Annotated in this window: 17 protein-coding genes; 6 read left to right on the top strand and 11 right to left on the bottom strand. The window is 72.2% G+C overall.

Going from position 1 to position 22,762, the window contains the following annotated elements; all coding sequences use genetic code 11:
• Positions 1–175 precede the first annotated feature (175 nt).
• The 4 genes from D9C15_RS23005 to D9C15_RS23020 form a co-directional block, all read right to left on the bottom strand.
• Positions 176–1,891, bottom strand: a complete 1,716-nt coding sequence (locus D9C15_RS23005) for a glycoside hydrolase family 43 protein (RefSeq protein ID WP_128000803.1) — start codon at positions 1,889–1,891, stop codon at positions 176–178.
• Between the two features lie 129 nt (positions 1,892–2,020).
• A complete protein-coding gene (locus D9C15_RS23010; RefSeq protein ID WP_128000804.1) occupies positions 2,021–2,395 on the bottom strand; it encodes a hypothetical protein in 375 nt (124 codons plus the stop codon).
• A 198-nt stretch (positions 2,396–2,593) separates the two neighbouring features.
• Complete coding sequence (locus D9C15_RS23015) at positions 2,594–3,961, bottom strand: UDP-glucose dehydrogenase family protein (RefSeq protein ID WP_128000805.1); 1,368 nt, start codon at positions 3,959–3,961, stop codon at positions 2,594–2,596.
• Positions 3,958–5,187 carry a glycosyltransferase family 4 protein gene (locus D9C15_RS23020; RefSeq protein WP_128000806.1) on the bottom strand — a complete coding sequence of 410 codons (1,230 nt, stop codon included), beginning with the start codon at positions 5,185–5,187 and terminating at the stop codon, positions 3,958–3,960. The genes D9C15_RS23015 and D9C15_RS23020 overlap by 4 nt, the downstream gene beginning before the upstream one ends.
• A 119-nt stretch (positions 5,188–5,306) precedes the next feature.
• Here D9C15_RS23020 and D9C15_RS23025 point away from each other — a divergent pair, with 119 nt between their 5' ends.
• The gene (locus tag D9C15_RS23025; protein ID WP_128000807.1) at positions 5,307–5,915 is read left to right on the top strand and encodes a hypothetical protein; all 609 of its coding nucleotides are present in this window, start codon (positions 5,307–5,309) and stop codon (positions 5,913–5,915) included.
• Between the two features lie 8 nt (positions 5,916–5,923).
• Here the strand turns inward: D9C15_RS23025 and D9C15_RS23030 are convergent, their stop codons facing one another.
• Positions 5,924–7,576, bottom strand: a complete 1,653-nt coding sequence (locus D9C15_RS23030; protein ID WP_128000808.1) for an aminotransferase class III-fold pyridoxal phosphate-dependent enzyme — start codon at positions 7,574–7,576, stop codon at positions 5,924–5,926.
• 37 nt (positions 7,577–7,613) lie between these two features.
• On the opposite strand from D9C15_RS23030, the gene asd reads away from it, so the two are divergent.
• The gene (asd, locus tag D9C15_RS23035; RefSeq protein WP_128000809.1) at positions 7,614–8,489 is read left to right on the top strand and encodes an archaetidylserine decarboxylase; all 876 of its coding nucleotides are present in this window, start codon (positions 7,614–7,616) and stop codon (positions 8,487–8,489) included.
• 72 nt (positions 8,490–8,561) lie between these two features.
• Here the strand turns inward: asd and D9C15_RS23040 are convergent, their stop codons facing one another.
• The 5 genes from D9C15_RS23040 to mmuM form a co-directional block, all read right to left on the bottom strand.
• Positions 8,562–11,447 carry a hypothetical protein gene (locus tag D9C15_RS23040; protein ID WP_128000810.1) on the bottom strand — a complete coding sequence of 962 codons (2,886 nt, stop codon included), beginning with the start codon at positions 11,445–11,447 and terminating at the stop codon, positions 8,562–8,564.
• A gap of 111 nt (positions 11,448–11,558) precedes the next feature.
• Positions 11,559–12,881, bottom strand: coding sequence for a glycerophosphodiester phosphodiesterase family protein (locus D9C15_RS23045; RefSeq protein WP_128000811.1), 1,323 nt, complete (start codon positions 12,879–12,881; stop codon positions 11,559–11,561).
• 23 nt (positions 12,882–12,904) lie between these two features.
• Positions 12,905–13,768: a UDP-2,3-diacylglucosamine diphosphatase gene (locus tag D9C15_RS23050; RefSeq protein WP_128000898.1), complete on the bottom strand. Its 864-nt coding sequence runs from the start codon at positions 13,766–13,768 to the stop codon at positions 12,905–12,907.
• Between the two features lie 47 nt (positions 13,769–13,815).
• On the bottom strand, positions 13,816–14,763 hold the full coding sequence (locus D9C15_RS23055; RefSeq protein WP_128000812.1) for a LysR family transcriptional regulator: 948 nt from the start codon (positions 14,761–14,763) through the stop codon (positions 13,816–13,818).
• A gap of 368 nt (positions 14,764–15,131) precedes the next feature.
• Positions 15,132–16,085: a homocysteine S-methyltransferase gene (gene mmuM, locus D9C15_RS23060; RefSeq protein ID WP_128000813.1), complete on the bottom strand. Its 954-nt coding sequence runs from the start codon at positions 16,083–16,085 to the stop codon at positions 15,132–15,134.
• Between the two features lie 97 nt (positions 16,086–16,182).
• Here mmuM and D9C15_RS23065 point away from each other — a divergent pair, with 97 nt between their 5' ends.
• Together D9C15_RS23065 and D9C15_RS23070 are read left to right on the top strand one after the other, a co-directional pair.
• On the top strand, positions 16,183–16,977 hold the full coding sequence (locus tag D9C15_RS23065) for a hypothetical protein (protein WP_128000814.1): 795 nt from the start codon (positions 16,183–16,185) through the stop codon (positions 16,975–16,977).
• Between the two features lie 9 nt (positions 16,978–16,986).
• Positions 16,987–19,923, top strand: coding sequence for a S8 family serine peptidase (locus D9C15_RS23070; protein WP_128000815.1), 2,937 nt, complete (start codon positions 16,987–16,989; stop codon positions 19,921–19,923).
• Between the two features lie 20 nt (positions 19,924–19,943).
• On the opposite strand, the gene D9C15_RS23075 is transcribed toward D9C15_RS23070, so the two are convergent.
• Positions 19,944–20,606, bottom strand: a complete 663-nt coding sequence (locus tag D9C15_RS23075) for a GntR family transcriptional regulator (protein WP_240668534.1) — start codon at positions 20,604–20,606, stop codon at positions 19,944–19,946.
• Between the two features lie 117 nt (positions 20,607–20,723).
• On the opposite strand from D9C15_RS23075, the gene D9C15_RS23080 reads away from it, so the two are divergent.
• Both D9C15_RS23080 and D9C15_RS23085 read left to right on the top strand, forming a co-directional pair.
• Positions 20,724–21,755 (top strand): aromatic ring-hydroxylating dioxygenase subunit alpha, encoded by a 1,032-nt coding sequence (locus D9C15_RS23080; RefSeq protein WP_128000817.1) that lies wholly within the window; start codon positions 20,724–20,726, stop codon positions 21,753–21,755.
• A complete protein-coding gene (locus D9C15_RS23085; protein ID WP_128000818.1) occupies positions 21,752–22,717 on the top strand; it encodes a PDR/VanB family oxidoreductase in 966 nt (321 codons plus the stop codon). The genes D9C15_RS23080 and D9C15_RS23085 overlap by 4 nt, the downstream gene beginning before the upstream one ends.
• Positions 22,718–22,762 lie beyond the last annotated feature (45 nt).

Genomic DNA, 22,762 nt, shown 5'->3' on the forward strand with positions numbered 1-22,762 from the left:
GCTTCGCCGGCCGTGCGCACAGCGCGAAGGTCAGCGCTCCGGCTCGGCCCGTACTCATGTTGCCGGCCACCCGCCGACGCCTGCGAAGGGCCGCTGTCGGAAGGCGCAGGTCCCGCATCCCCGCGGCCCTGCCGCCGGAGCTGCGCCGCGGGTTTCGCGGCCACCGCGCGGGCCCCTAGTGCTCGCTGTACTCGAAGTAGTCGAAATCCGCAGGCAAGCGCTGGCCCGACAGATCCTGGCAGCACATGCCGACGAAGGCGCTCGTGAAGGCCGGTGAGTAGTTCCCCAGGACCTTCATGACCATCCTGTCGACCCACGATCTCACCAGGTCGTGATTCTCGTCGGACAGGGTGCTGGCGTCGCAGGGCTTGCCGATCGCCTTCCAGTCTTCGCCATCGGCCGAGTAGCTGAACACCAGGCGGCTGTCCGTGATGCTCGCACGCAGGCGGATCCGGCCTGCGTCGTTGACGGGGACGGGGTTCCACAGCAAGGGCCTGGCGACGTACTTGCTCGATCCGATGATGTCCAGGACCTTTCCGAGCCTCTCGTCGTGGGTGATGCGCAGGTAGTAGTAGTTGCCCGTGTCGTACCAGGCGATGAGACCCGCGGACTGGAGGAAGCTCCGGGGCTCGAACTCGACGCAGGTTTCCGCCCTGCAGGTGAACGACTGCTGGCGGCGGGCGACGAGGGCCTGGGTGAACAGCGAGCCGAGGCCTTCGCGCCCCTTCAGTCGAAGAAAGCCGGGGCGTTCACCGAGCGACAGGCTGTCTTCGCCCAGCGGAACCCTCAGGGTCTGGTACTCCAATCCCAACTCGGGCGCGTCGAAGTCGTCGCGGGCGGGCTTCGAGGGCCAGGCCTGGGCGGGGAGGCCCGGCGCCGGGACCGTGAGTTCGGGATACCGGCTGCCACTCTCGAGCCTCAGCCACCCGTCATCGCCCCAGGTCACCTTCTGCAGCGCCGACTCCCGTCCCAGGGGGCACCGGGCCTGCCGGGTCCCCTTGACGGGCCTGGAGCAGAGATGGGGCAGGTACCACTCGCCGCCCTGCGTCTCGACGAGGCTGCCGTGTCCCGCCTTCTGGAGCGTCAGTGCGCGCCTGCCCCGGGACGTCAGCACGGGGTTGTCCGGGTGCACCTCGTAGGGTCCGCCGATGGCCCGGGAGCGCGCCAGGGTCACCGCGTGATTCCAGCCCGTTCCGCCCTCCGCCGTCATCAGGTAGTAGTACCCGCCGCGCCGGTAGATGTGCGGGCCCTCGGTCACCCCGAGTCTTGTTCCCGTGAAGATCACCGTCGGGTCGCCGACGAGCTTCTCCTGCTCGTGGGCGTACTCCTGCATCACGATGCCCTTGAACGGGTTCACGGCGCCGGCACCCCACTTGACCAGCATCCTGAGGCCGGTCAGGTAGTGCAGCCGGCCGGACTGCATGAAGTACATCGGCCGGTAGTCGAATGCCGCCCACAGAAGCCATTTCCGGCCGTCGGTGTCATGGAACAGGGAAGGGTCGAAGCCGGCGTTGACCAGGTGCACCGGCTCCGACCAGGGGCCCGTGATGTCCGGGGCCGTGACGAGATAGGTGTAGAGGTCGTTCATCGGGCCGCCGTGCATGCCGCTCATGCACATGGCATTCGTGTACACGAGGTAGAAGGTCCCGTCGTGATGGCTGAGACAGGGGGCGAAGACACCGCCCGAGTCCTTGACGCCCCGCAGATCGAGCTGGGAGGTCCTCGTCAACGGGCGCGTGAGCAGGCGCCAGTGGACGAGATCGCGCGAGTGGTGGATCTGCACGCCGGGGAACCACTCGAACGTCGACGTCGCGATGTAGTAGTCGTCGTCGACCCTCAGGATCGACGGGTCGGGGTTGCATCCCCGCAAGATGGGGTTCTTGATCTTCATTCGTGCGTCGGTTCCCGATGCCTGGCGCGCCGGGCGCAGGGGCAACGGGCCGTCCATGCCCACTGCGGGAAGAGGCTTGTGCGAATCACTGGCCGGTCGCGCAGAGACCGCGCGTGCCGTCGGCCGGCCCTAGGGTCGCGGCCCCCGCCCTCGCCATGCCGACAGCACGATGGCCGCGCCCGCGGCGATGAACGCCGAAGGCACGAGCCAGGCCGGCACCGCCAACTGACCCAGGGGGACGTCGAGGGCGCGCCATCCGCCGGCCGCGACAAAGCACGTGCCGAGCACGAGCGCGAACCAGTCCGGCCTCAGGCCGAGGCGCCTGCGCGCCGCCTGGCCGCCGAGCATGATGAGGCCGGTCCCCACGAAGAAGACGGGCCAGCCGACGTCCGCCAACAGGGCCGTGCCGACCCACATCAGGAAGACGCCCCAGCCGACGGTGTCGACCTTGGCGGCGCTCGGTGTCTGCGCTCGTCCCGGCCGATCCTCTTCAGTGCCGTTCATGTGCCACCTCCTCGCTGCGTCGCCCGCCAAGCCGGATGACGCCACGCCCACTCGACGGCACTCTGCGCCGACGCATGGCGGCGGCCGTTGCGCCGGGTCAAGCGAGCGGCAGCCTTGCGGTGCCCGGCGCAGCGCAGCGGATGTTGCCGAAGCGCCGTGCAGCGACAGGCGATCGACGTGTCCGAACGCGGACTCTTGTCAGGCCGGCAGCGCCGAGTGTTCGGCAGGCGCCGGCGCGGTCTGCGGCGTGGCGACGAACGGGCGGCCGATGCCCATGTGGCCGAAGCCGAGCGCGCGCAGCGTGGCCGGGTCGTACAGGTTGCGGCCGTCCAGGATCAGCGGCTGGCGCAGGTGGCCGCGCAGGCGCTCGAAGTCCGGGCTGCGGAACTCGTGCCATTCGGTGACGACCAGCAGCGCGCTGGCGCCGGCCGCCGCCGCGTAGGGCTCGTCGACCAGGCTCAGGCCCGGGCGCGGCGACACCCCCGCCATCGCCACCGGGTCGTAGGCCTGCACGCGCGCGCCGCGGGCGAGCAGCTCGTCGATGATGGTCAGGCTCGGCGCCTCGCGCAGGTCGTCGGTGCCGGGCTTGAAGGCCAGGCCCCACAGCGCCAGCGTGTGGCCTTCGAGCTGCTCGCCGAACAGCGCCACCACCCGTTCCACCAGCAGCCGGCGCTGCTGCTCGTTGACCGACTGCACCGCGCCGACGATGCGCAGCTCCAGGCCGACCGATTCACCCATACGGCGGATCGCCTTCACGTCCTTGGGCAGGCAGGAGCCGCCCCAGCCGCAGCCGGCGTAGAGGAAATGCGTGCCGATGCGCGGATCGCTGCCGATGCCCTGGCGCACACGCTCGATGTCGGCGCCCAGGCGCTCGGCCAGCAGCGCCATCTCGTTCATGAAGCTGATGCGCGTGGCCAGCATCGCGTTGGCGGCGTACTTGGTCAGCTCGGCGCTGCGCACGTCCATCACCAGCAGGCGGTCGCGGTTGCGCAGGAAGGGCGCGTACAGCGCGCGCATCAGCAGCTCGGCCTGTTCGTCGTCGGCGCCGACGATCACTCGGTCGGGCCGCATGAAGTCGTCGATCGCCGCGCCTTCCTTCAGGAACTCGGGGTTGGAGACCACCGCGTAGCGCAGCGCGACGCCGCGCCGCTGCAGCTGCTCGTCGATCGCGCGGCGCACCCGCTCGGCGGTGCCCACCGGGACCGTGCTCTTGTCGACCACCACCTTGTAGTCGGCCATGTGGCGGCCGATGCTCTTGGCGGCGGCCAGCACATGGTCGAGGTCGGCCGAGCCGTCCTCGTGGGCCGGCGTGCCCACCGCGATGAAGATCACCGTCGCCGCCTGCACCGCCAGCGCGGCGTCGGTGGTGAACTGCAGACGCCCGGCGGCGGCGTTGCGTGCCACCAGCGTATCCAGCCCGGGCTCGTGGATCGGGATCTCGCCGCGGCCGAGCGCGGCGACACGCGCCTCGTCGATGTCGACGCACACCACGCTGTTGCCCATCTCGGCCAGGCAGGCCGCGGTGACCAGGCCGACGTAGCCGGCACCCAGGACGCTGATCTTCATGCTCGCTCCAGGAGTGAAACCGGGGCCGGGGACGGCGTGCTGCCGGCCCCGCAGGCGGCGCCGAGGTGGCTCTCGAAGCGCGCCACCACCGCCTCCCAACCCAGGCCCTGCGCGGTGGCCAGCGCCTGCGCCGCGAGCCGCGCGCGCAGCGCGTCGTCGCGCGCGAGGGCCACGGCGGCGGCGACGAACGCGGCGCTGTCGCCGGCCGCGGCCAGCCGGCCGTTCTCGCCGCTGCGGATCAGCTGCCCGGCGGCCGCATGGTCGAAGGCCAGCACCGGCAGGCCGCTGGCCAGCGCCTCCACCGTGACGTTGCCGAAGGTCTCGGTCAGGCTCGGGAAGAGGAACAGGTCGAGCGACGCGTAGTGCGCCGCGAGGTCGTCGCCGCCGCGCATGCCGGCGAAGACCGCGTCGGGGCAGGCCGCGGCCAGCTCGGCACGCAACGGGCCGTCGCCCACCAGCACGAGCCGGGCGCGCGGCAGGTTCTCGCGGATCGCGCGGAAGGCCGCCAGCACGACGCCCAGGTTCTTCTCCGCGGCGAGCCGGCCGACGCAGCCCACCACCAGGTCGCCGGGCGCGGCGCCCCAGGCGCGGCGCAGGTCCTCGCTGCGGCGCGCCGGCGCGAAGCGCTGCGTGTCCACGCCGCGCGGCACCACCTGCAGGCGCTCGAAGCCGGCCGCCGCGAGGTCGGCGCGCAGCGCCTCGGTGGGCACCAGCGTGCAGACGCAGCGGTTATGGAACTTGCGCAGGTAGGCCATGATGGGCCGCTGCAGCCAGCCGACGCCGTAGTGACGACTGTAGGCGTGGAAGTTGGTGCGGAAGTCCGAGGTCGCGGGCAGCTGCAGGTGGCGCGCGGCCTGCAGCGCCGACCAGCCGAGCGGCCCTTCGGTGGCCACGTGCACCACGTCGGGCCGGCGCAGCGACCAGAGCTTGACCAGCGCGCGCTTGGACGGCACGCCCATGCGCAGCTGCGGGTACTTCGGGATCGCCAGCCCGCGCATCAGCACCTCGTGGAAACCGGGCTCCGCATCGGGCCGGTCGCCCTCGGCCTGGCGCGGCCGGATCAGCTGCACGTCGTGCTGGCGCCGATGCAGGCCCTCGACGAACTGCGCCGTCGTCGTGGCCACGCCGTTGACCTCCGGCGGGTAGGTCTCGGTGACGAAGGCCACGCGCATCGAGCGCCGGCGCGCCGGGATCTCGTCGACCTGCAGCTCGAGCGTGTCGTCCATGCCCTGCATCGTGAACGGCGAGTTCGACAGGCCGATGACAGCCGTGCGGTCACAGCCGTTTCACGCGCGCGCATCACGATCGCGTCATCTCCTTCCCCCACGACAAGAGAGGATTGCCCGTGAAGCCATTCTTCGAGACGCTGCGCATCCAGCGCTGGGACGACCACCGCTACTACCACCAGAGCCGCATCAACCAGAGCCTGCACTTCGTCAGCGCGGTCAGCTTCCTGGTGGCCTATGCGCTGCTGTTCGTCGACCCGGCGATGGCCGCCATCGTCGGCTGGTGCGTCTCGATGACCACGCGCCAGGCGGGCCACTTCTTCTTCGAGCCGCGCGGCTTCGACCAGGTCAACGGCGTGAGCGACGAGTACAAGGAGGAGGTCAAGGTCGGCTACAACATCCGCCGCAAGATCGTGCTGCTGTCGGTGTGGGTCGGCCTGCCGCTGGTGCTGTGGCTGAGCCCCTCGCTGGGCGGGCTGATCGAACCGGCCGCCGGCTTCTCCGGCTTCGTGCACGACGTCGGCATCGCCTGGCTGGCGCTCGGCGTGGCCGGCCTGGGCTTTCGCGTCGGCCAGCTGTGGCAGCGCGACGGCGCGGTGCCGGCGCTGGCGTGGATGACGAAGATCCTCACCGACCCGGTGCACGACATCGTGCTCTACCACAAGGCGCCGCTGGCGCTGCTGCGCGGCGAGCTGATCGACCCGATGCCGCACGTGCGGCACCGTTGAGCCGACGCTCAGGCAAAGCGCCGGCGCAGCATCTCCTTGAGCAGGCTGCGCCGGATCGCCTTGTTGCTGGCGCCGGCATCGCGCCACCACCAGCCGTCGGCCTGCATCTCGCGCGCGGCGGCGACGAACCTGGCGATCACCGCGTCGAGGTCCGCCTCCGTGTAGTTGAGGCTGAAGACGATGCGGCCGCTGCCCACCCACGACAGCGCCAGACCATGCGCGCGCAGGTAGAACTGCAGCATCCAGTTGTAGCGCGAGGGCTCCGTGTAGAGCACCGTCCAGATGCTCGACAGGTTGGCCACGCGCACCGGCACGCCCGCGGCCTCGAGCGCGGCGTTGAAGCGTGCCGCGCGTGCGTTCCAGCGCTCGTCCAGGCCGTCGTAGAGCGCCGCCACCTCGGGGCTCTCGAGCCGGTCGAGGAACGCGCTCATCGACGCCATCACCGCCGGGTGCGCGTTGAAGGTGCCGCGCGCGAAGCAGATGTCGGCCGGGCGTTCGTCGCGGAAGCGCTTCATCAGCGCCGCGCGCCCGCACACCACGCCCACCGGCAGCCCGCCGCCGAGCGTCTTGCCGTAGGTGACCATGTCGGCCTGCACGCCGAAGTACTCCTGCGCGCCGCCCTTGGCGAGGCGGAAGCCGACGAAGATCTCGTCGAAGATCAGCACGATGCCGCGCTCGCTGCACACCGCGCGCAGGCGCTTCAGCCAGTCCGCGTAGGCGGCGCGGTCGACGCCGGCGCGGCGGCTGCTGTCCACCAGCGACGAGTCGCCCGGCGCACTGGCGTTCGGGTGCAGCGCCTGCAGGGGGTTGACCAGCACGCAGGCGATGTCGCGCCGGGTGCGCAGCACCGCGAGCGCACGTTCGTCCATGTCCTTGAGCGTGTAGGTCTCGCGCGGCGGCACCGGGTTGCCGGGGCCGGGCTGCACGTCCTCCCACCAGCCGTGGTAGGCGCCGCTGAAGCGCACCAGGTGGCGCCGGCCGGTGTGGTAGCGCGCCAGGCGCACCGCCTGCATCACGGCCTCGGTGCCGCTCATGTGGAACGAGACCTCGTCCAGGCCCGAGAGCGCCTTCAGGCGCTCGACGTTGCGCGCCACGCAGGGCAGGTAGCTGCCGAGGATGGGGCCGAGCGCGCGTGCGGCGGCGAAGCCTTCGTCCATGCAGGCCTTGTAGAAGTCCACGCCGAACACGTTGACGCCGTAGCTGCCGGTCAGGTCGTGGAAGAGGTTGCCGTCCACGTCCTCGAGCGTCACGCCGCTGGCGCGCGCGACGAAGCTGCTCGTCTTCAGGTGCTCGCGCACCAGCGGGCTGAACTGGAAGGGCACGCGGTAGCGGCCGGTGAACTGCAGGTCCGAGAGGCCCTCGCGCGCCTGCGCTGTCAGCGCGATGCCCTTGGGGAAGCGCTCGGCGAACTGCACCGCAAGGCGGAAGAAGCCGGCACGCCGCCGCGCCGCGACGTGCTCCGGTGCGCCGTCGACCGCGAAGAAGCGCGCCTCGTCGTAGGCGTAACCCGGGATCAGCGCGGCGATGCGCTTGGCGATGCGTGCGTGGCCGGCCAGCGAGCGGTGCTTGGCACGCGAGAGCTGCAGCCGCCGGTGCGCCTTCGGCAGCCCCCAGGCGAGCAGGCCGAGCGCAGCGGCGGTGAGCGCGAATCCGTCGTCCATGTACGTCCCTTGTCCGAAAGACCGAGGTCTAACCGAGATGATTGACACCGTCGTGAAAGCCGGCGCGTTGCGTCGCGTCCTGCAGCAGGAGGACCTGAACTTCCTGCTCACCAACCGCATCCCGCGCCTCTTGCTCACGCGGCTGATGGGACGCTTCAGCCGCATCGAGAGCCCGTTGCTGACACGCGCCTCGCTCGCCGTGTGGCGCCTGTTCACCGAGCTCGATCTCTCGGAGGCGAAGCCGCGCCGCTGGCGCAGCCTGCACGAGGTGTTCACGCGCGAGCTGGTCGAGGGCGCGCGCCCGGTCGACCCCGACCCGGGCGTGCTGACGAGCCCCTGCGACGCCATCGTCGGCGCCTGCGGCCAGGCGCAGCGCGACATCGTCGTCCAGGCCAAGGGCTTTCCGTATTCGCTGCACGAGCTGTTCGGCCCGAGCCAGGACCCGTCGCCCTTCGAGGGCGGCACGTACGTGACCTTGCGCCTGACCTCGGCGATGTACCACCGCTTCCACGCACCGGCGGAGGCGCGCCTCGGGCACGTGACCTACCTGAGCGGCGACACCTGGAACGTCAACCCGATCGCGCTGGCGCGGGTGGAGCGGCTGTTCTGCCGCAACGAACGCGCCGTGCTGCGTTTGACGCTGTCCGACGGCACGCCGCTCGCGCTGGTGCCGGTGGCCGCGGTGCTGGTGGCGAGCATCCGGCTGCATGCGCTGGACGTGCTGCTGCACCTGCGCTGGAAGGGCCCGAACGAGATGCCCTGCGACGTGGCGGTGGCCAAGGGGCAGGAGATGGGCTGGTTCGAGCACGGCTCGACCATCCTGGTGTTCGTGCCGCCCGGCTTCGCGCTCGCCGAGGGGGTGGCGCCCGGGCGGCGGCTGAAGATGGGGGAGCCCCTGCTGCGGCGGGTGTGAGGCCGGCCGCGGGCGCCACGACGAGCCCGCGCGGAACCCGCGCTGCCGTGGCGCGCCGGCAGCGAGCGCCGATCAACCGGCCGTGGCGCTCGAATCGCCGGGACGGCGCCCTCGGTCCGCCGGTACGGGGACCATGGGTGCCGCCTCGCCCGGCAGGTACAGGTCGATGGCGCTGGCGCCCGGGACGACGTGCAGCGCCGCCTGCGACGAGCTGGCGAAGCGCAGCGGTTCGGCGTCCGGCGCCATGCGCTGTGCGGTTCCGCGCTCGACGTCGATGCGCCACCAGCGCTCGTCCGCGCCGCGCGCCAGCAGCAGATCGTCCACCCGGCGCAGCATGTCCACGGTGTCGGGCAGGGCCAGGGGCAGGGCGGTCGCGCAGCCCGCGTCGGCGCCGTCGTGCAGCACCAGCCCGCGCGGGGTGGCGAGCACCAGCCGGCGGCCGTGGGTCGCGATCGCGGTCGCGTCCGTCGCCATCGATCGGCGCAGGCATCCGTCGTCCGCGCTCCGGCACTCGATCATCCCGGCGCGCAGGACGAACAGCTCGCTGCCCAGGCATGCCGCCCCTCGCACGCCGGTGCCCGCGGCGCCGAGCCGCAGGTCGTCGCCGTTCGCACGGTGGAGCAGCGCACCGCAGTCGCCGACGACCATCACGCCCGCCGGGGTGGCGACGAGCTGGCGCGCGCCGGGGGCCGGGCGGCGCCGGACCACCGTCATCCGGTGCATCGAGGCCAGCGCCAGGTCGAGCACCGCACCGTCGATCAGCACGACGAAGCCCGCCGCGCCGCGCACGGCGGCGCCGACGGCCATGCGCACCGGGCGCTCGAGCCGGATCCGCGCCACGCGCAGCATCGCCTGCCGCGACACCGCGATCCCCGGCAGCGGCCCCTGCGCCGCCGCGCGCACCCCGGCACCGGCGGAGCGGGACAGCAACGGCGCCTGCGCGGAGAGTTCGGGCACCTGGCCGCCGGGCAGCAGCAGTGACAGCGATGCCGTGCCGGACGGGCCCGCCACCGACGTCGTCCAGCGCGCCTCGTCTTCGGTTCCGAGCAGCACCGTCGTCTCGGCGGGCATGCCGCTCAGGTGCACGTTCCAGCGCTCGAAGCGAGCGCCGCTGACGACGGGGTCGCTGCCCCAGCGCTCGGGGTCGATCAGCGGGTCGTCGATCCAGTCGAGCCTGAACTTGCGGCCGCCGCCCCAGCCGCCGCCGAACCACTCCGGCAGCACCTGTTCGCACGCCAGCAGCTTGACCTCGATCGCGCCGCTCAGCGCGCGCCGCAGCTCGGGGCGCAGCTCGCCCGCAGGCGGCAGCGTGACCCGCAGCACGCCGGCGGTGGTGCGCAGTTCGATCGTCACGCTGTCGCCCGGGTGACGCTGCGCCCAGCGGCCCGAGGCCTGCAGCGCCACGGCGCGCGGCAGGTGGCCGGGCAGCACCGGTGCCAGGGACAGCGGAAACTCGAGGTCCTCGGGCGCCTGGGCGATGGCGGCCGAACACAGCTCGATTGGCTCGCTGCCCGCCTGCGACAGCTCGATCACCGCATCCAGCCGGATGTGCGCGTACGGGTCGTTCTCGAAGTCGGTCAGGATGTTGCGGCTGGCCGCGCTGCAGGAGAACTGCGGGCCGCGCCACTCGAAGCCTTCGGAGCGGACCTCGACGGTCGAGGGCGTCAACGCCACGGCAGGCCAGCCGCCGGCGAGGCTGAAGCCGCCGGCGTCGGAGGCCAGCCGCCGGATCGACGCCCCCGGGCCCACCAGTTCCGCCGGCGCCGGCAGCTCGATGACGCCGCGCACCGAGTACGGCCCGGGCCGGGTGAAGGTGATGCCCTTCTTCGGCGGCACCTCCAGGCCCTGCAGCAGGTCTTCGCCGGCGGACACGCCCTCGCCGATCGCGAACTGCATCGGCAGCGACAGGGCCGGCGGCAGGAACGACACCGCCACGCGGGCGAAGCCGATCACGTCGTCGACCAGCTCCTCCAGCCCCTGCAGCCACAGGTCCACCACCAGGCCGGCGCCGCCGGGAGCGAGCGAGATCGTCGTCACCACGGGGATCTGCTTGTCGAAGGTCGGCACCATCGGCACGTCGACACGGATCACGACCGTGGTGCGGAAGCGCGCCACGTCGGTACCGCCCTCGAAATCGGTCCAGCACTGCCTGAAGCGCGCCTCGGGGGTGCTCAGCGCCTCCTTCAGCAGCGCCTCGACCGTCAGGGTCATGGTGAGTGCGATGTCGCTGGCGCGGAAGTACAGCGCCCAGTCCTCGCCGTGCAGGCGGTCGACGAGCTGCCCCTGGTGGAAGTAGGTCCAGCGCACGTGGTTGTAGTCGTTGCCGGGCGAGGCTTCGCTGCGCAGCTCGAGGAACTCGAGCGAGGCATCCGCGGCGAGCCCGGCGTTGACCGCCTCCTGCCCGCCGTGCAGCCGGCCCTCCGGGTCGAGCCGGCGCGTCACGTTGGGCACATGCTGCAGCACCTCGTCCTCGACCGCCTGCTGGATCAGGTGCATCGGCAGCGGCACCGGTGTGGGCGGCAGCGCGGGCAGCGAGCCCGGCGGCCACTCGAGCGACCGCTTCTCGACGCGCAGCGAGATGCCGGGCCCCGGCGGCACGAAGGCCGTCAGGTCGCAGACCAGGCGCGGCGTGAAGGCCAGCAGCTGGTTCGTCAGCGCGCCGGGACTCGCGGCGACGGCGTCGGAGGTGGTGACCGAGAGATCCAGGTCCAGCACCAGCTGCGTCTGGCGCCCCTTGGCAGGGAAGTCGTTGGCGACGCGGTCGCCGAGCGCGTCACGCGTGAAGATGTCGAAGTCCTTCGGCTCGTTCTGCCACAGCGACACGCCGGTGACCCGCACCCGCTGCAGCTGGATGCCGAACTGGGCCGGCGGCGGGCAGGGCGGCCGGCGCTGCAGTTCGGCCAGCTGGTGCGCCAGGAAGGTCGATGCGCGGAACTGCACGCTGACGGTGGCAAGCATGGCAGGCGACCTCCCGCAATCCGTTGCCGGCCCGCCGCTGCGGGCCGCCCCGTATTGGAGACCTTGCGCGGCATTGCCGCAAGCGCACCGGCGCGCACCGGCCGCCGGCGACTACCTCATGCCCATGCAGCTCGCGTAGTACGACACCGTGGCCGGCCAGTCGGAGAAGATGCCCAGCACGCCGACCTCGCGCGCGAGCACGTCGACGGCGAGGTACTGGTCGCTGTCCTTGCGGATCGCGCGGCCGGCCGCGTCGAAGTCGTAGTAGAAGCCGGCACGCGAGGCGCCGGCGCGCAGGTCGGAGCGCTCGAGCGTCCAGGTGATGATGTCGAAGCCCCAGGCCCTGAGCTGCTTGGCCAGCGCCGAGGGCACGATGCGGCCGTTCGCATCCACCGCCAGCAGCGCCGGGATCGGCGGTGCGACGATGCGCACGCCGCGCTGCTTCAGCATCCTGAAGTACTCGGCGCGGTCCATCTGGTTGTAGGGCGACTGGATCACGATGTCGTTCACCGGGTCGGCCGCGTTGTAGTCGAGCAGGTAGACCGCCTGGCGCCCGTAGGGGGTGTGGTCGATCCAGGCCAGCACGTCCTCGACGTTGAAGGACTGCGGCCAGGCGTCGCGCGGCCGCACGCCGGCCCGCCGGAGTTCGTCGGCGAACTTCAGCGCGTAGTTCTGCTGGCTGCCGAACACGGCGGCGATCGAGGCTGCGTCGCCCGCCTTCAGCTCCGGCGTGTGCTTCACGCCGAGCCGCTCGTTCAGCGCGATGCTCTCGCGCAGCGTCATCAGCGTGCCGCGGCCGGTGTAGAGGTCGGTGCGCCAGGGCGCGGTGCCGCCGACGAACTCGTCGACCGTGCGCGCGGCCGGGTTGAACGCGTCCATCTTGCCGCGCAGGCTGCGGAACTGGTCCAGCGTCAGCTCGGAGGTGCGGCATTCGGCGCTGGCCGGGGTGACGACCTTGCCGTTGCCGTCCAGCACCGCCGGCACGAAGGGCCTGAGGCAGGTGGCGGCCAGCGCCGTCTGCAGGATGTTGGTGGTCGTGTGCAGGTCGTTCTGCGCATGGCGGCAGACGAACTCGCCCTCGCGCGTGAAGGTCACGTCGCACTCGACGATGCCGGCGCCCAGGCGCGCCGCCGCCGTGTACGACTCCTGCGTGTGTTCGGGGAACTGCAGCGCCGCGCCGCGGTGGCCGATCGAGAAGTCGGTGCGGCGCGTGCTCCCGTGCCGGCATTGCTGCAGGGCGCGCTTCAGCGGGCCATCGTCCAGTCCGTCGACGAGGTAGAACGGGCGCGGGCCGAGCTGGATCGCCGTGCCGCCGTCGCGGCCGTGCAGGCGCTGCCCATGCTCGACCTCGCGGTCGTCGGCCTGCACGGCCGGCGGCAAGGCGAGTGCGGCGCAGGCCAGGGCCAGTGCGCCAAGTCGGAGGGTCTGTTGCATCGAGGGTCTCCTGCGTGAACGAGTCAGTGGACCGGGTCCGGCAGCGGTGCCGGGGCCGGGGCCGCGATGCCCGCGGCGGGAGCGGGAGCAGGCCGCAGCGTGAACTGCGGCGCGGTCGCGGTCAAGCTGCGGTCGATGATTTCGAGCCGGCCGTCGGGGTGTTCGATCAGCGCGGTCAGGCTCTCGACCCAGTCGCCGTCGTTGCAGTAGAGCACCCCGTCGATGGTGCGCATCTCGGCATGGTGGATGTGGCCGCAGACCACGCCGTCGGCGCCGCGCCGGCGCGCCTCGTGCGCGACGGCGCGCTCGAAGTCGTTGACGTAGCTGACCGCGCGCTTGACCTTGAGCTTCAGGTAGCGCGAGAGGCTCCAGTACGGCAGCCCGAGGCGCGCCCGCGCGCGGTTGAAGCCGCGGTTCACCTTCAGCACGAACTCGTAGGCGAGGTCGCCCGCATGGGCGAGCCAGCGGGCGCACTGGATCACCCCGTCGAACAGGTCGCCATGCGTGATCCACAGCCGGCGGCCGTCGGCGGTGAGGTGGATGCAGTCGTCGACCACGTCGACGCCGCCGAAGTTGTGGGTGACGTACTTGCGGGCGAACTCGTCGTGGTTGCCCGGCACGAACACCACGCGCGTGCCCTTGCGCGCCTTGCGCAGGATCTTCTGCACCACGTCGTTGTGGGCCTGCGGCCAGTACCAGCTGCGCCGCAGCTGCCAGCCGTCGATGATGTCGCCCACCAGGTAGAGCGTCTCGCACTCCACCTCGCGCAGGAAGTCGAGCAGCGCCCGGGCCTGGCAACCCGGCGTGCCGAGATGCAGGTCGGAGATCCAGACCGTGCGGACGCGCAGCGGCGCGGGGTCGGCGGGTTCGGGCGCGTCGGGCATCATCACCCCGGCATGCTGCCCGCGCCGCGTGACGCGCGCGTGAAGCCGGGCTACTCGATGATGTCCGCGGGAATCAGCCCGGCGTCGAGCAGCACCTGGTCCCAGGGCGGGGTGCCGGTGAAGCTCTTGACCAGTGCCTCGAGGAACAGCTTGAGCTTGAGCGAGCTGCGCGCCGCCTGCGGGTAGAACACGCTCAGCCAGAACGAGCTGAGCTGGTGCCGGGGCAGCACCAGCACCAGGTCGCCCGCGGTCACCGAGGCCGAGGCCACCAGCGTGGGCAGGCAGACGATGCCGGCATGCTCCAGCGCGTACTCGCGCAGCAGGTGCACGGAGTTGGACAGCAGGGTCGGCTTCAGCTCCAGCGACACCGGTTCGCCCGCCGGGCCGTGGAAGGCCACGCGCTCGCGCGTCGGGTAGCCCGAGTACCAGCCGAGCCGGTGGCGCAGCAGGTCGGCCGGCTGGCGCGGCACGCCCCAGCGCCGCAGGTAGGTGGGCGAGGCGCAGAACACGCGCCGCACCGGGAACAGCTTGCGCGACACCAGCTCCTCCGAGCGTGGCGGGAAGATCTGCAGCGCGCAGTCGAAGCCCTCCTTGACCGGGTCGATCGCGGCGTCGTTGACCACGATGTCCAGCGCGATCTGCGGGTAACGCGCCTGGAACTCCTGCAGCAGCGTGGCCAGGTGGCCGAGCACGAAACCGGGCAGCGCATGCACGCGCAGCCGGCCCACCGGCGAGGTGGTCACCTCGCGCATCTGGTTGACCACCTCGTTGGTGCGGCCGACCAGCTCGACGCAGTCGCGCAGGAAGGTCTGGCCGAGGTCGGACAGCCGCACGCTGCGCGTGTTGCGCACCAGCAGCGGCGCACCGACGAAAGCCTCGAGCTGCTGCACGCGCTCGGTCAGCACCGAGCGGCTCAGCCGCATCTGGCGCGCCGCTTCGGCGAAGCTGCGCGTTTCGGCCACACGCACGAAGGCCTCGATGGCGAGGAAGCGGTCCATGGCTGGGCGCGATTCTGTCCGATGGCCGCACCACGGCGGGCCGGGCCGGCCTGTCAACCGGGCGCCGGCGCACCGCGTTCAGAGGGCGTCACAAGATTTCCAAGCGCGTTGCGGGCCTCCCGCAGCGATCCGGTGTCCCGATGTCATTCCGTTCCGCGCAACCGCCGGTCTCCCCCAAGCAACCGCCCCGGCCGGTGTCCCGCCTGCTCGGCGAACGCCGCGATGCCAAGCAGGAGAGCCCCTTCTACGAGATGGCCGGTTCGGTGCGCCGCTCGCTGAGCCAGGAATTGCTGGCCGATCGCAAGCGCTGACCCCCGCTCTGCGGCCATGCGGCCGCGTGAGCAACCACTCACAAACCGACCGACCGCTCACTCGCGCGACCAGCGTCGCGCCAACGCGGCGATGTGCTCGGGCGTGGTGCGACAGCAGCCGCCGATCAGCCGGGCGCCGCCAGCCGCCCAGGCCATCGCCTGTTCGGCCAGCGGTGCGCCGGCGCATTCGTCCTGGCCGCGCCAGACCTTGGCGGCGCCGTCCCACTCCTCGCCGCTGTTCGGGTAGACCACGATCGGCTTGCGGGTCTGCGCCGCGGCGATGGCCACCAGGCCCGCCACGTGGTGCGGCGCGGTGCAGTTGATGCCGATCGCCGCCACCCGGGCGAAGCCGTCCAGCGCCGCCACGCAGTCGGCGAACGGCTCGCGCTGGCAGTCGTGCGCCGCGTCGCGGCAGGAGAAGGCGAACCAGGCGCAGGCCCCCGGCAGTTCCTCGATCAGCCGCGCCAGCGCGCGCGCCTCGGCCAGGCAGGGCAGCGTCTCGCAGGCCAGCAGGTCGGCGCCGGCGTCGGCCAGCACCCGCAGGCGCGGGCGGTGGAAGCGCATCAGCGCGGCCTCGTCCAGGCCGTAGTTCCCGCGGTACTCCGAACCGTCGGCCAGCATCGCGCCGTACGGGCCGATCGAGGCGGCCACCAGCGGGCGCCGCGCCGGCCGGGCCTCGGCGACGTACTGATCGCGCGCCTCGCAGGCGAGCTGCACCGCGCGCCGCATCAGCGCCGCGGCGTCGGCCACGCCGATGCCGCGCTGCGCGAAGCCTTCGAAGGTGGCCTGGTAGGTGGCGGTGGTCGCCACGTCGGCGCCGGCGCGGTAGTAGTCCAGGTGCACGGCGCGGATCAGGTCCGGGTTCTCGATCAGCAGGCGCGCGGACCAGAGCGGATCGCTCATGTCCGCGCCACGCCGGGCGAGCTCGGTGCCCAGCGCACCGTCGAGCACCAGGTGCGGCTGCTGCGCGAGCCGCTCGGCGATCGGGTCGTCGTGCGAGGTGGAAGCCATGGTCGATTCTCGCTCCGCCGAAGTGGGGATCCTGGGGGCTTGTGCCGCGCGCCGGACTGTCCAGAATCCTCTGCCTCACCTCGCGAAAGGAACCGCCATGCCCGCCAACCGCGACACGCTGCGCCGCTACATCGCCGATCTGCCGGTCGGTGCGCTTCCCCGCTCGATGGCCGAGGAGGGCGAGGTCGTCAACGCGATCAACGTCGACCAACTGCCCACCGGCCTGGTGACCGGCTCGAACCTGATCCAGTTCTCGCCCGCGGTCTCGGCGCCGATCAAGTCCAGCGTCACGCTCTCGCTGCTGGCCGCCCAGCGTGTGGCCAGCAACGACCCGGTGGTGCTCGACCCCGACCAATGGGTCGCGCGCCACAACACCGTGCTGCAGAACCTGAACTGGCACAACGACGGCGGCGGCAAGGTCGAGTCGGAGTTCAAGAGCGTCAACGTCGCGGTGCACCAGGCGATCATTCCGTTCCTGACCGCGGCGCTGGGCGGTGCGGTGGCGGCGGGCAGCCTGATCGTCACCGCGCTCGAGCAGCTGCAGAAGATCGACCAGGACTCGCCCTGGATCACGCTGTTCGACAAGCAGAGCCGCCGCTTCGACGTCACCGAGTACCAGTTCACCGTGGTCGAGATGGACGAACCGAACCGCCTGGTGCGCCTGAGCATGGCCGCGGCGCGCCTGAACGCCGACTACGGCCGCACCCAGGTGCTGTTCTTCAAGCTCACCAAGGAGAAGGCCCGCTTCGAGCAGGTGAGCCAGAAGTTCTCCGCCGACATCGACCTGCTGGCCGACATGAACGGCGACCTGAAGGCGCGGCTGAGCGCGCTGACCAAGTCCTTCATCCGCGGCCTGCCCGACGAGTTGCTGCTGGGCACCGGCCAGCCCTGAGCGGCAGCCGTGGCCTGCGCCTGGGTGATCCTGGCCGCCGTGGACGCGCCGCCGCTGCGCGAGCGCGTGCTGCCCGGCCTGCCGCGGCTGGGCTACGGCGGCTGGCTGGCGCGCCTGCTGCTGCCGGACGCCGATGCCGCACAACAGGACCGGGCGGCCGCCGCCTGCCCGGTGCTGCTGGTGGTGGCGACGCCGGCGCTGCTCGGTCTGCCGACGCTGGCGCAGGAGCTGGCGCTCGTGGCGGCGCATCCGGGCACGCGGGTGGTCGTGAGCCTGGGCGCGACGGTCGGGCTGCCGGCGCCGCTGGCCGCATTGCCGGTGGTCGACTTCTCTTCGGCCGACGACCTGCAGCCGGCCCATCGGCAGCTCGCCGCGCTGCTGCCGGAGCCTGCGCCGGGTGACGACGCCGGCGCGGCCGGCCTGCCGGCGCGCCCGATCGAGTGGAACGAGGCGCTCTTCAGCGAAGCGCTGCAACGCGCCGTGCGACGGCATGACGCTGCCGGGGCCGAGCGGCTGCTCGCGGCGCTCGAAGGCCAGCGCTCGCGCCGGACCGGGGCCTACCCCGAGCGGCACGCCGTCGCGGACCTGCAGGCCTTGCGGCGCGAGCGGTCCTTCGCGGCGATGCGCCGCCTCGCCGAGCTGCAGCTTGCCTCCGGCACCCGGAGCGATACCGTGCGCCGCCTGTACGCCCAGGCGCTGATCGAGACTGGCGCGCTCGAGCAGGCGCTGGAGGTGCTGCAGTCGATCATCGGCGGGGCCGATTCGAGCCCGGATGAAATCGACGAGGCCCACGGCCTGGTCGGCCGTGTGTTCAAGCAGCGTTACGTGGATGCGCCGAAGGCGGCCGAGGCGCCGGGCTGGCTGCGGCGCGCGATCGCGGCCTACGGCGCGGTGGCCGAGCGCAACCGCGAACGGGTCTGGCACGCGGTCAACGCCGCCAGCTGCCTGCTGCGCGCCGAACGCGACGGCGTGCTGCTCGACACCGGCCCGCGCGCCGAGGCGATCGCACTCGACGTGCTGACGACGCTCGCGCAGCGCGAACGCGAGCGGCCGCTGGACGTGTGGGACTGCGCCTCGCACGCCGAGGCGCTGGTCGCGCTGCAGCACTACGCCGGCGCCGAGGCGGCGGTCGAGGCCTACCTGCGCCACCGCGACATGCATGCCTTCGAGGTGTCGTCCACGCACCGCCAGTTCGACCAGCTGCTCGAGCTCGGCCGGCGCCAGCCCGGCGGCTCGATCCTGGCGCGCCTGAGCGCGGCGGTGCGGCGCCACCGCACGCGCCTGGCGCCGGCCGGCTCGGCGGAGGGGGAGCGCCGCACGCTGCTGATCCGCCTGGCCGACGCGCAGTGGCAGCCGGCCGGCATCCCGGGCCTCGCGCTGCAGTCGCGCCTGGGCACCGTGGTCACGGCGCAGGGCAGCGACGCGAGCGTGCAGGCCCTGCTGGCCGACCCGAAGGTGATCTCGGTCGAGCAGAGCCGCCCGGTCGCCGCGGCGCTCGACTGCGACCGCTCGCTGCCCTTCATCGGCGTGGCCGCGCAATACACCGCGCCCGCCGGGCCGTTCGAGGAGCGTGGCGACGCGGCGCTGGTGGCGGTGATCGACGACGGCATCGACGTGCTGCACCAGGCCTTCCGCGATGCCGCCGGGGCCTCGCGCATCGTCGGCATCTGGGACCAGACCGCCGCGGCCGGCACGCCGCCGCCGGGCTTCGGCTACGGCCACTTCCACGACGCCGCCAGCATCGCCGCCGCGGTGGCCGCGGGCCAGTGGCCGGCCGGGCTGCCGCGCAATGACGAGGGCCACGGCACGCATGTGGCGAGCATCGCGGCCGGCCGTGCGGCCGGAGACTTCGCCGGAGGCGTGGCGCCGCAGGCGAAGCTGCTGGTGGTGATCGCCGCCGCCTCCGGGCCGACCGGCTACTCGGGCAGCCACATCGACGCGCTGGCCTTCATCGACCGCGTGGCCGACGAGCTGCGCCTGCCGGTGGTGGTGAACCTCAGCCAGGGCATGAACGCCGGCGCGCACGACGGCAAGTCGGCGCTCGAGGTGGCGTTCGACGCCTTCGCCGAATCCGGCCGCAAGCCGGGCCGGGTGGTGGTGAAGTCGGCCGGCAACGAGCGCGACAAGGGCGGCCACGCGCTGCTCACCGTGCCCACCGGCGGGCTGGACGCGCTGCGCTGGCAGCGCAGCCCCGACGCCGATGCGGTCGAGCGCCTGGAGCTGTGGTGGAGCAGCGCCGACCAGCTCGCCTTCCGCCTGCGCGGTCCGGCCGCGGCGCACTGGACCGACTGGGTCGACGCGGCACATCCCGAGTGCGCCGGCAGCCTGCCCGACGGCGGGCCGTACCGGCTGGTCTTCACGCCGCGCCACGTCGACAACGGCGACAGCCTGCTGGCCATCGAGCTGGGCCGCGACGCCGCGCCGGCCGCACCGGGTGAATGGGCGCTCGAGGCCCAGGGCATCGACGCGCCGGAGGGCGGCGAGGTGCATGTGTGGATCGAGCGCAGCCCGGGGGCGCCGAGCCGCTTCCTCGACCATGCGGACGAGAACGTGACGCTCAGCATCCCGGGCACCGCCGCCAGCGTGATCGCGGTCGGCTCGGTCGAGGCGAGCCGGCCGGTGCGGGTGGGCAAGTCCTCGTCCTACGGGCCGACGCGCGACGGGCAGCGCAAGCCGCTGGTGTGCGCCCCCGGCGTCGGCGTGAGGGCCGCGCGCGGAGGCAGCGCCGACGGCGTGACCCGCAAGGACGGCACCAGCATGGCCGCACCGCACGTGGCCGGCGCGATCGCGCTGCTGCTGTCGCGCGGTGCCAAGGCCGGGCGTGTGCCCGGGGCCAACCAGATCGCCGGCGCGCTGCGCCAGAAGACGCAGAACTTCAACGGCCGCTGGGACCGCGGCCAGGGCTGGGGCGTGCTCGACGTCGCGGCGCTGCTGGCCGCGTTCTGACGCCGCCCATCAGCCGCCGATCAGGCCAGCACCGGCGCGGCGCCGACCAGCGCGCCGTAGCGGAAGCCGACCCAGGCGTGCTCGCGCATCAGCATCTCGACACGCGCCGACTCGCGCCGCTCCAGCGCGTCGACCACCAGCTGGTGCTGCAGCTGCGCGATGCGCAGCTTCTCGTACTCGGCCGGCAAGGCCGCGCGGTCGAGCGCGATCGAGTCGGCCGAGGCGAAGGGCAGGTGGTTGTTGCGCGCGATCGCATCGGCGATCACGCGGCTCTCGTGGGCGTCCACCAGCGCGTCGTGGAAGCGCTTGTTCAGGCGGCTCCAGCGCGCCACGTCGGCGTCTTCCAGGTGACCCTTGGCGAGCACCGCGGCGCCCTCGGCGAGGCACTCGTGCAGCACCGCGCGCACCGCCTCGTCGAGTCCGCGTTCGGCCAGCTGGCGCGCCGCCAGGCCCTCGAGCGTGCCGCGCACCTCGATGGCGGCGCGCACGTCGGCTTCGGAGAAGCGCCGCACCACGTAGCCGCGCTTGCCCGCCTTGGAGAGCAGCCCCTCCTGCTCGAGCGCGCGGAAGGCCAGCCGCACCGGCGTGCGCGAGACGCCCAGCGACTGCGCCACCGGGATCTCCGCCACCCGCTCGCCGGCGGGCAGCCGGCCGCCGACGATGAGCTGGCGCAGTGTCGCCACGACGCTGGTGGTTTCCGTCCCGGAGGGTTTAATTGGATCCATTGAAGCTCGAATCTTGCGTTCAATGGCTTGTTTGTCGCACAATTGGATCCAATCTACAAGCCCCGGAGACTTCCCATGTTCCCCAAGAACGCCTGGTACGTGGCCTGCATGCCGCACGAGATCGACGAGAAGCCGCTCGGCCGGCGCATCTGCGGCGAGCCGATCGTGTTCTTCCGCGGCCCCGAGAACCAGGCCGTCGGGCTGGACGACTGGTGCCCGCACCGCGGCGCTCCGCTCTCGCTCGGCCAGGTGGTCGAGGGCAAGCTGGTGTGCGGCTACCACGGCCTGGAGATGGGCTGCGAGGGCAAGGTGGTCGCGATGCCGGGCCAGCGCGTGCGCGGCTTCCCTGGCGTGAAGAGCTACCCGGTGATCGAGCGCCACGGCTTCGTCTGGGTCTGGCCGGGTGATGCGGCCCAGGCCGACCCGGCGAAACTGCCCCGACTCGACTGGGCCGAGGACCCGGGCTGGGCCTACGGCGGCGGCATGTACCACGTGAAGTGCGACTTCCGCCTGATGGTCGACAACCTGATGGACCTGACGCACGAGAAGTACGTGCATGCCACCAGCATCGGCCAGAAGGAACTCGACGAGGTGGTGCCGCAGACCGTGACCGAAGGCGACCTCGTCATCACCAAGCGCGAGATGCCGGGCGTGAAGGCACCGCCGTTCTGGGCCACCGCGATGCGCGGCAACGGGCTGGACGGCGAGGCCACGGTGGACCGCTGGCAGCGCTGCCGCTTCATGCCGCCGTCCAGCGTGATGATCGACGTCGGCGTCGCGCTGGCCGGGCAGGGGGGCTTCGACGCGCCGGCGCCGGTGAAGACCTCGGGCATCGTGGTGGACCTGATCACCCCCGAGACCGAGACCTCGATCTGGTACTTCTGGGGCCTGGCGCGCAACTTCCGTCCCGAGGACAAGGCGCTCACCGCCTCGATCCGCGAGGCGCAGGGCAAGGTGTTCCTGGAGGACCTGGAGATGCTCGAAGCCCAGCAGCGCAACCTGAGCGCGCAGCCCGAGCGCAAGCTGCTGTCGCTGAACACCGACCTGGGCGGCGTGCAGGCGCGCCGCATCATCGAGCGCCTGGTGGCGCAGGAGCAGGCCTCGTGAGTGGCGCGACGCTCCAGGTGCGCGTGGCGCGCAAGGCGGTCGAGGCCGAGGGCATCTGCAGCTTCGAGCTGGTGAGCGTCGGCGGCGCGCCGCTGCCGGCGTTCTCGGCCGGCTCGCATGTCGACGTGCAGGTGCCCGGCGGGCTGACGCGCCAGTACTCGCTGTGCAACGATCCGCGCGAGACGCACCGCTACCAGATCGCCGTGCTGCGCGACGCCGCCTCGCGCGGCGGCTCGGTGGCCATGCACGATGTGGTCAAGGAAGGCGACACCCTCGCCATCAGCACGCCGAAGAACCACTTCGCGCTGGCGCACGAGGCGAAGAGCCACCTGCTGCTGGCCGGCGGCATCGGCATCACGCCGCTGCTGTGCATGGCCGAGAGGCTGGCCAACACCGGCGCCGTGTTCGAGATGCACTACTGCACCCGCTCGCGCGCACGCACCGCGTTCGTCGAGCGCATCGTGGCCTCGTCCTTCGCCGGCCGTGTGCACTACCACTTCGACGACGGCGCCACGGTGCAGAAGCTCGACATCCCGGCGCTGCTCGAAGCGCCGCAGCCGGGGCGGCATCTCTACGTCTGCGGGCCCAAGGGCTTCATGGACGTGGTGCTGGCCAGCGCGCGCGCGGCCGGCTGGCCCGAGGCCCAGCTGCACTACGAGTTCTTCGGCGCCGAGGTGGCGCAGAAGGCGGACGACGGTTCATTCGAGGTGCTGCTGGCCAGCTCCGGCCGCATCGTCGTGGTGCCGCCGGACCGCACGATCGTGCAGGCGCTGGCGGCCGAGGGCATCGCCGTGGCCACCTCCTGCGAGCAGGGTGTCTGCGGCACCTGCCTGACACGCGTGATCGAGGGCACGCCCGACCACCGCGACATGTACCTCACGCCCGAGGAGCAGGCCGCCGGCGACCAGATGCTGGTGTGCTGCTCGCGCGCGGCCACGGCGCGGCTGGTCCTGGATCTCTGAGCGGCGCGCAGAAGCCCAGGCCCGACCCGACGACGGATCGTGCCC

The organism is Piscinibacter defluvii, from assembly GCF_004011805.1.
GTDB lineage: Bacteria > Pseudomonadota > Gammaproteobacteria > Burkholderiales > Burkholderiaceae_C > Piscinibacter > Piscinibacter defluvii.

Coding starts and splice junctions, on each gene's coding strand:
- D9C15_RS23005 (WP_128000803.1), bottom strand. CDS start 1,891: ATGAAGATCAAGAACCCCATCTTGCGGGGATGCAACCCCGACCCGTCG.
- D9C15_RS23010 (WP_128000804.1), bottom strand. CDS start 2,395: ATGAACGGCACTGAAGAGGATCGGCCGGGACGAGCGCAGACACCGAGC.
- D9C15_RS23015 (WP_128000805.1), bottom strand. CDS start 3,961: ATGAAGATCAGCGTCCTGGGTGCCGGCTACGTCGGCCTGGTCACCGCG.
- D9C15_RS23020 (WP_128000806.1), bottom strand. CDS start 5,187: ATGGACGACACGCTCGAGCTGCAGGTCGACGAGATCCCGGCGCGCCGG.
- D9C15_RS23030 (WP_128000808.1), bottom strand. CDS start 7,576: ATGGACGACGGATTCGCGCTCACCGCCGCTGCGCTCGGCCTGCTCGCC.
- asd (WP_128000809.1), top strand. CDS start 7,614: ATGATTGACACCGTCGTGAAAGCCGGCGCGTTGCGTCGCGTCCTGCAG.
- D9C15_RS23040 (WP_128000810.1), bottom strand. CDS start 11,447: ATGCTTGCCACCGTCAGCGTGCAGTTCCGCGCATCGACCTTCCTGGCG.
- D9C15_RS23045 (WP_128000811.1), bottom strand. CDS start 12,881: ATGCAACAGACCCTCCGACTTGGCGCACTGGCCCTGGCCTGCGCCGCA.
- D9C15_RS23050 (WP_128000898.1), bottom strand. CDS start 13,768: ATGATGCCCGACGCGCCCGAACCCGCCGACCCCGCGCCGCTGCGCGTC.
- D9C15_RS23055 (WP_128000812.1), bottom strand. CDS start 14,763: ATGGACCGCTTCCTCGCCATCGAGGCCTTCGTGCGTGTGGCCGAAACG.
- mmuM (WP_128000813.1), bottom strand. CDS start 16,085: ATGGCTTCCACCTCGCACGACGACCCGATCGCCGAGCGGCTCGCGCAG.
- D9C15_RS23065 (WP_128000814.1), top strand. CDS start 16,183: ATGCCCGCCAACCGCGACACGCTGCGCCGCTACATCGCCGATCTGCCG.
- D9C15_RS23080 (WP_128000817.1), top strand. CDS start 20,724: ATGTTCCCCAAGAACGCCTGGTACGTGGCCTGCATGCCGCACGAGATC.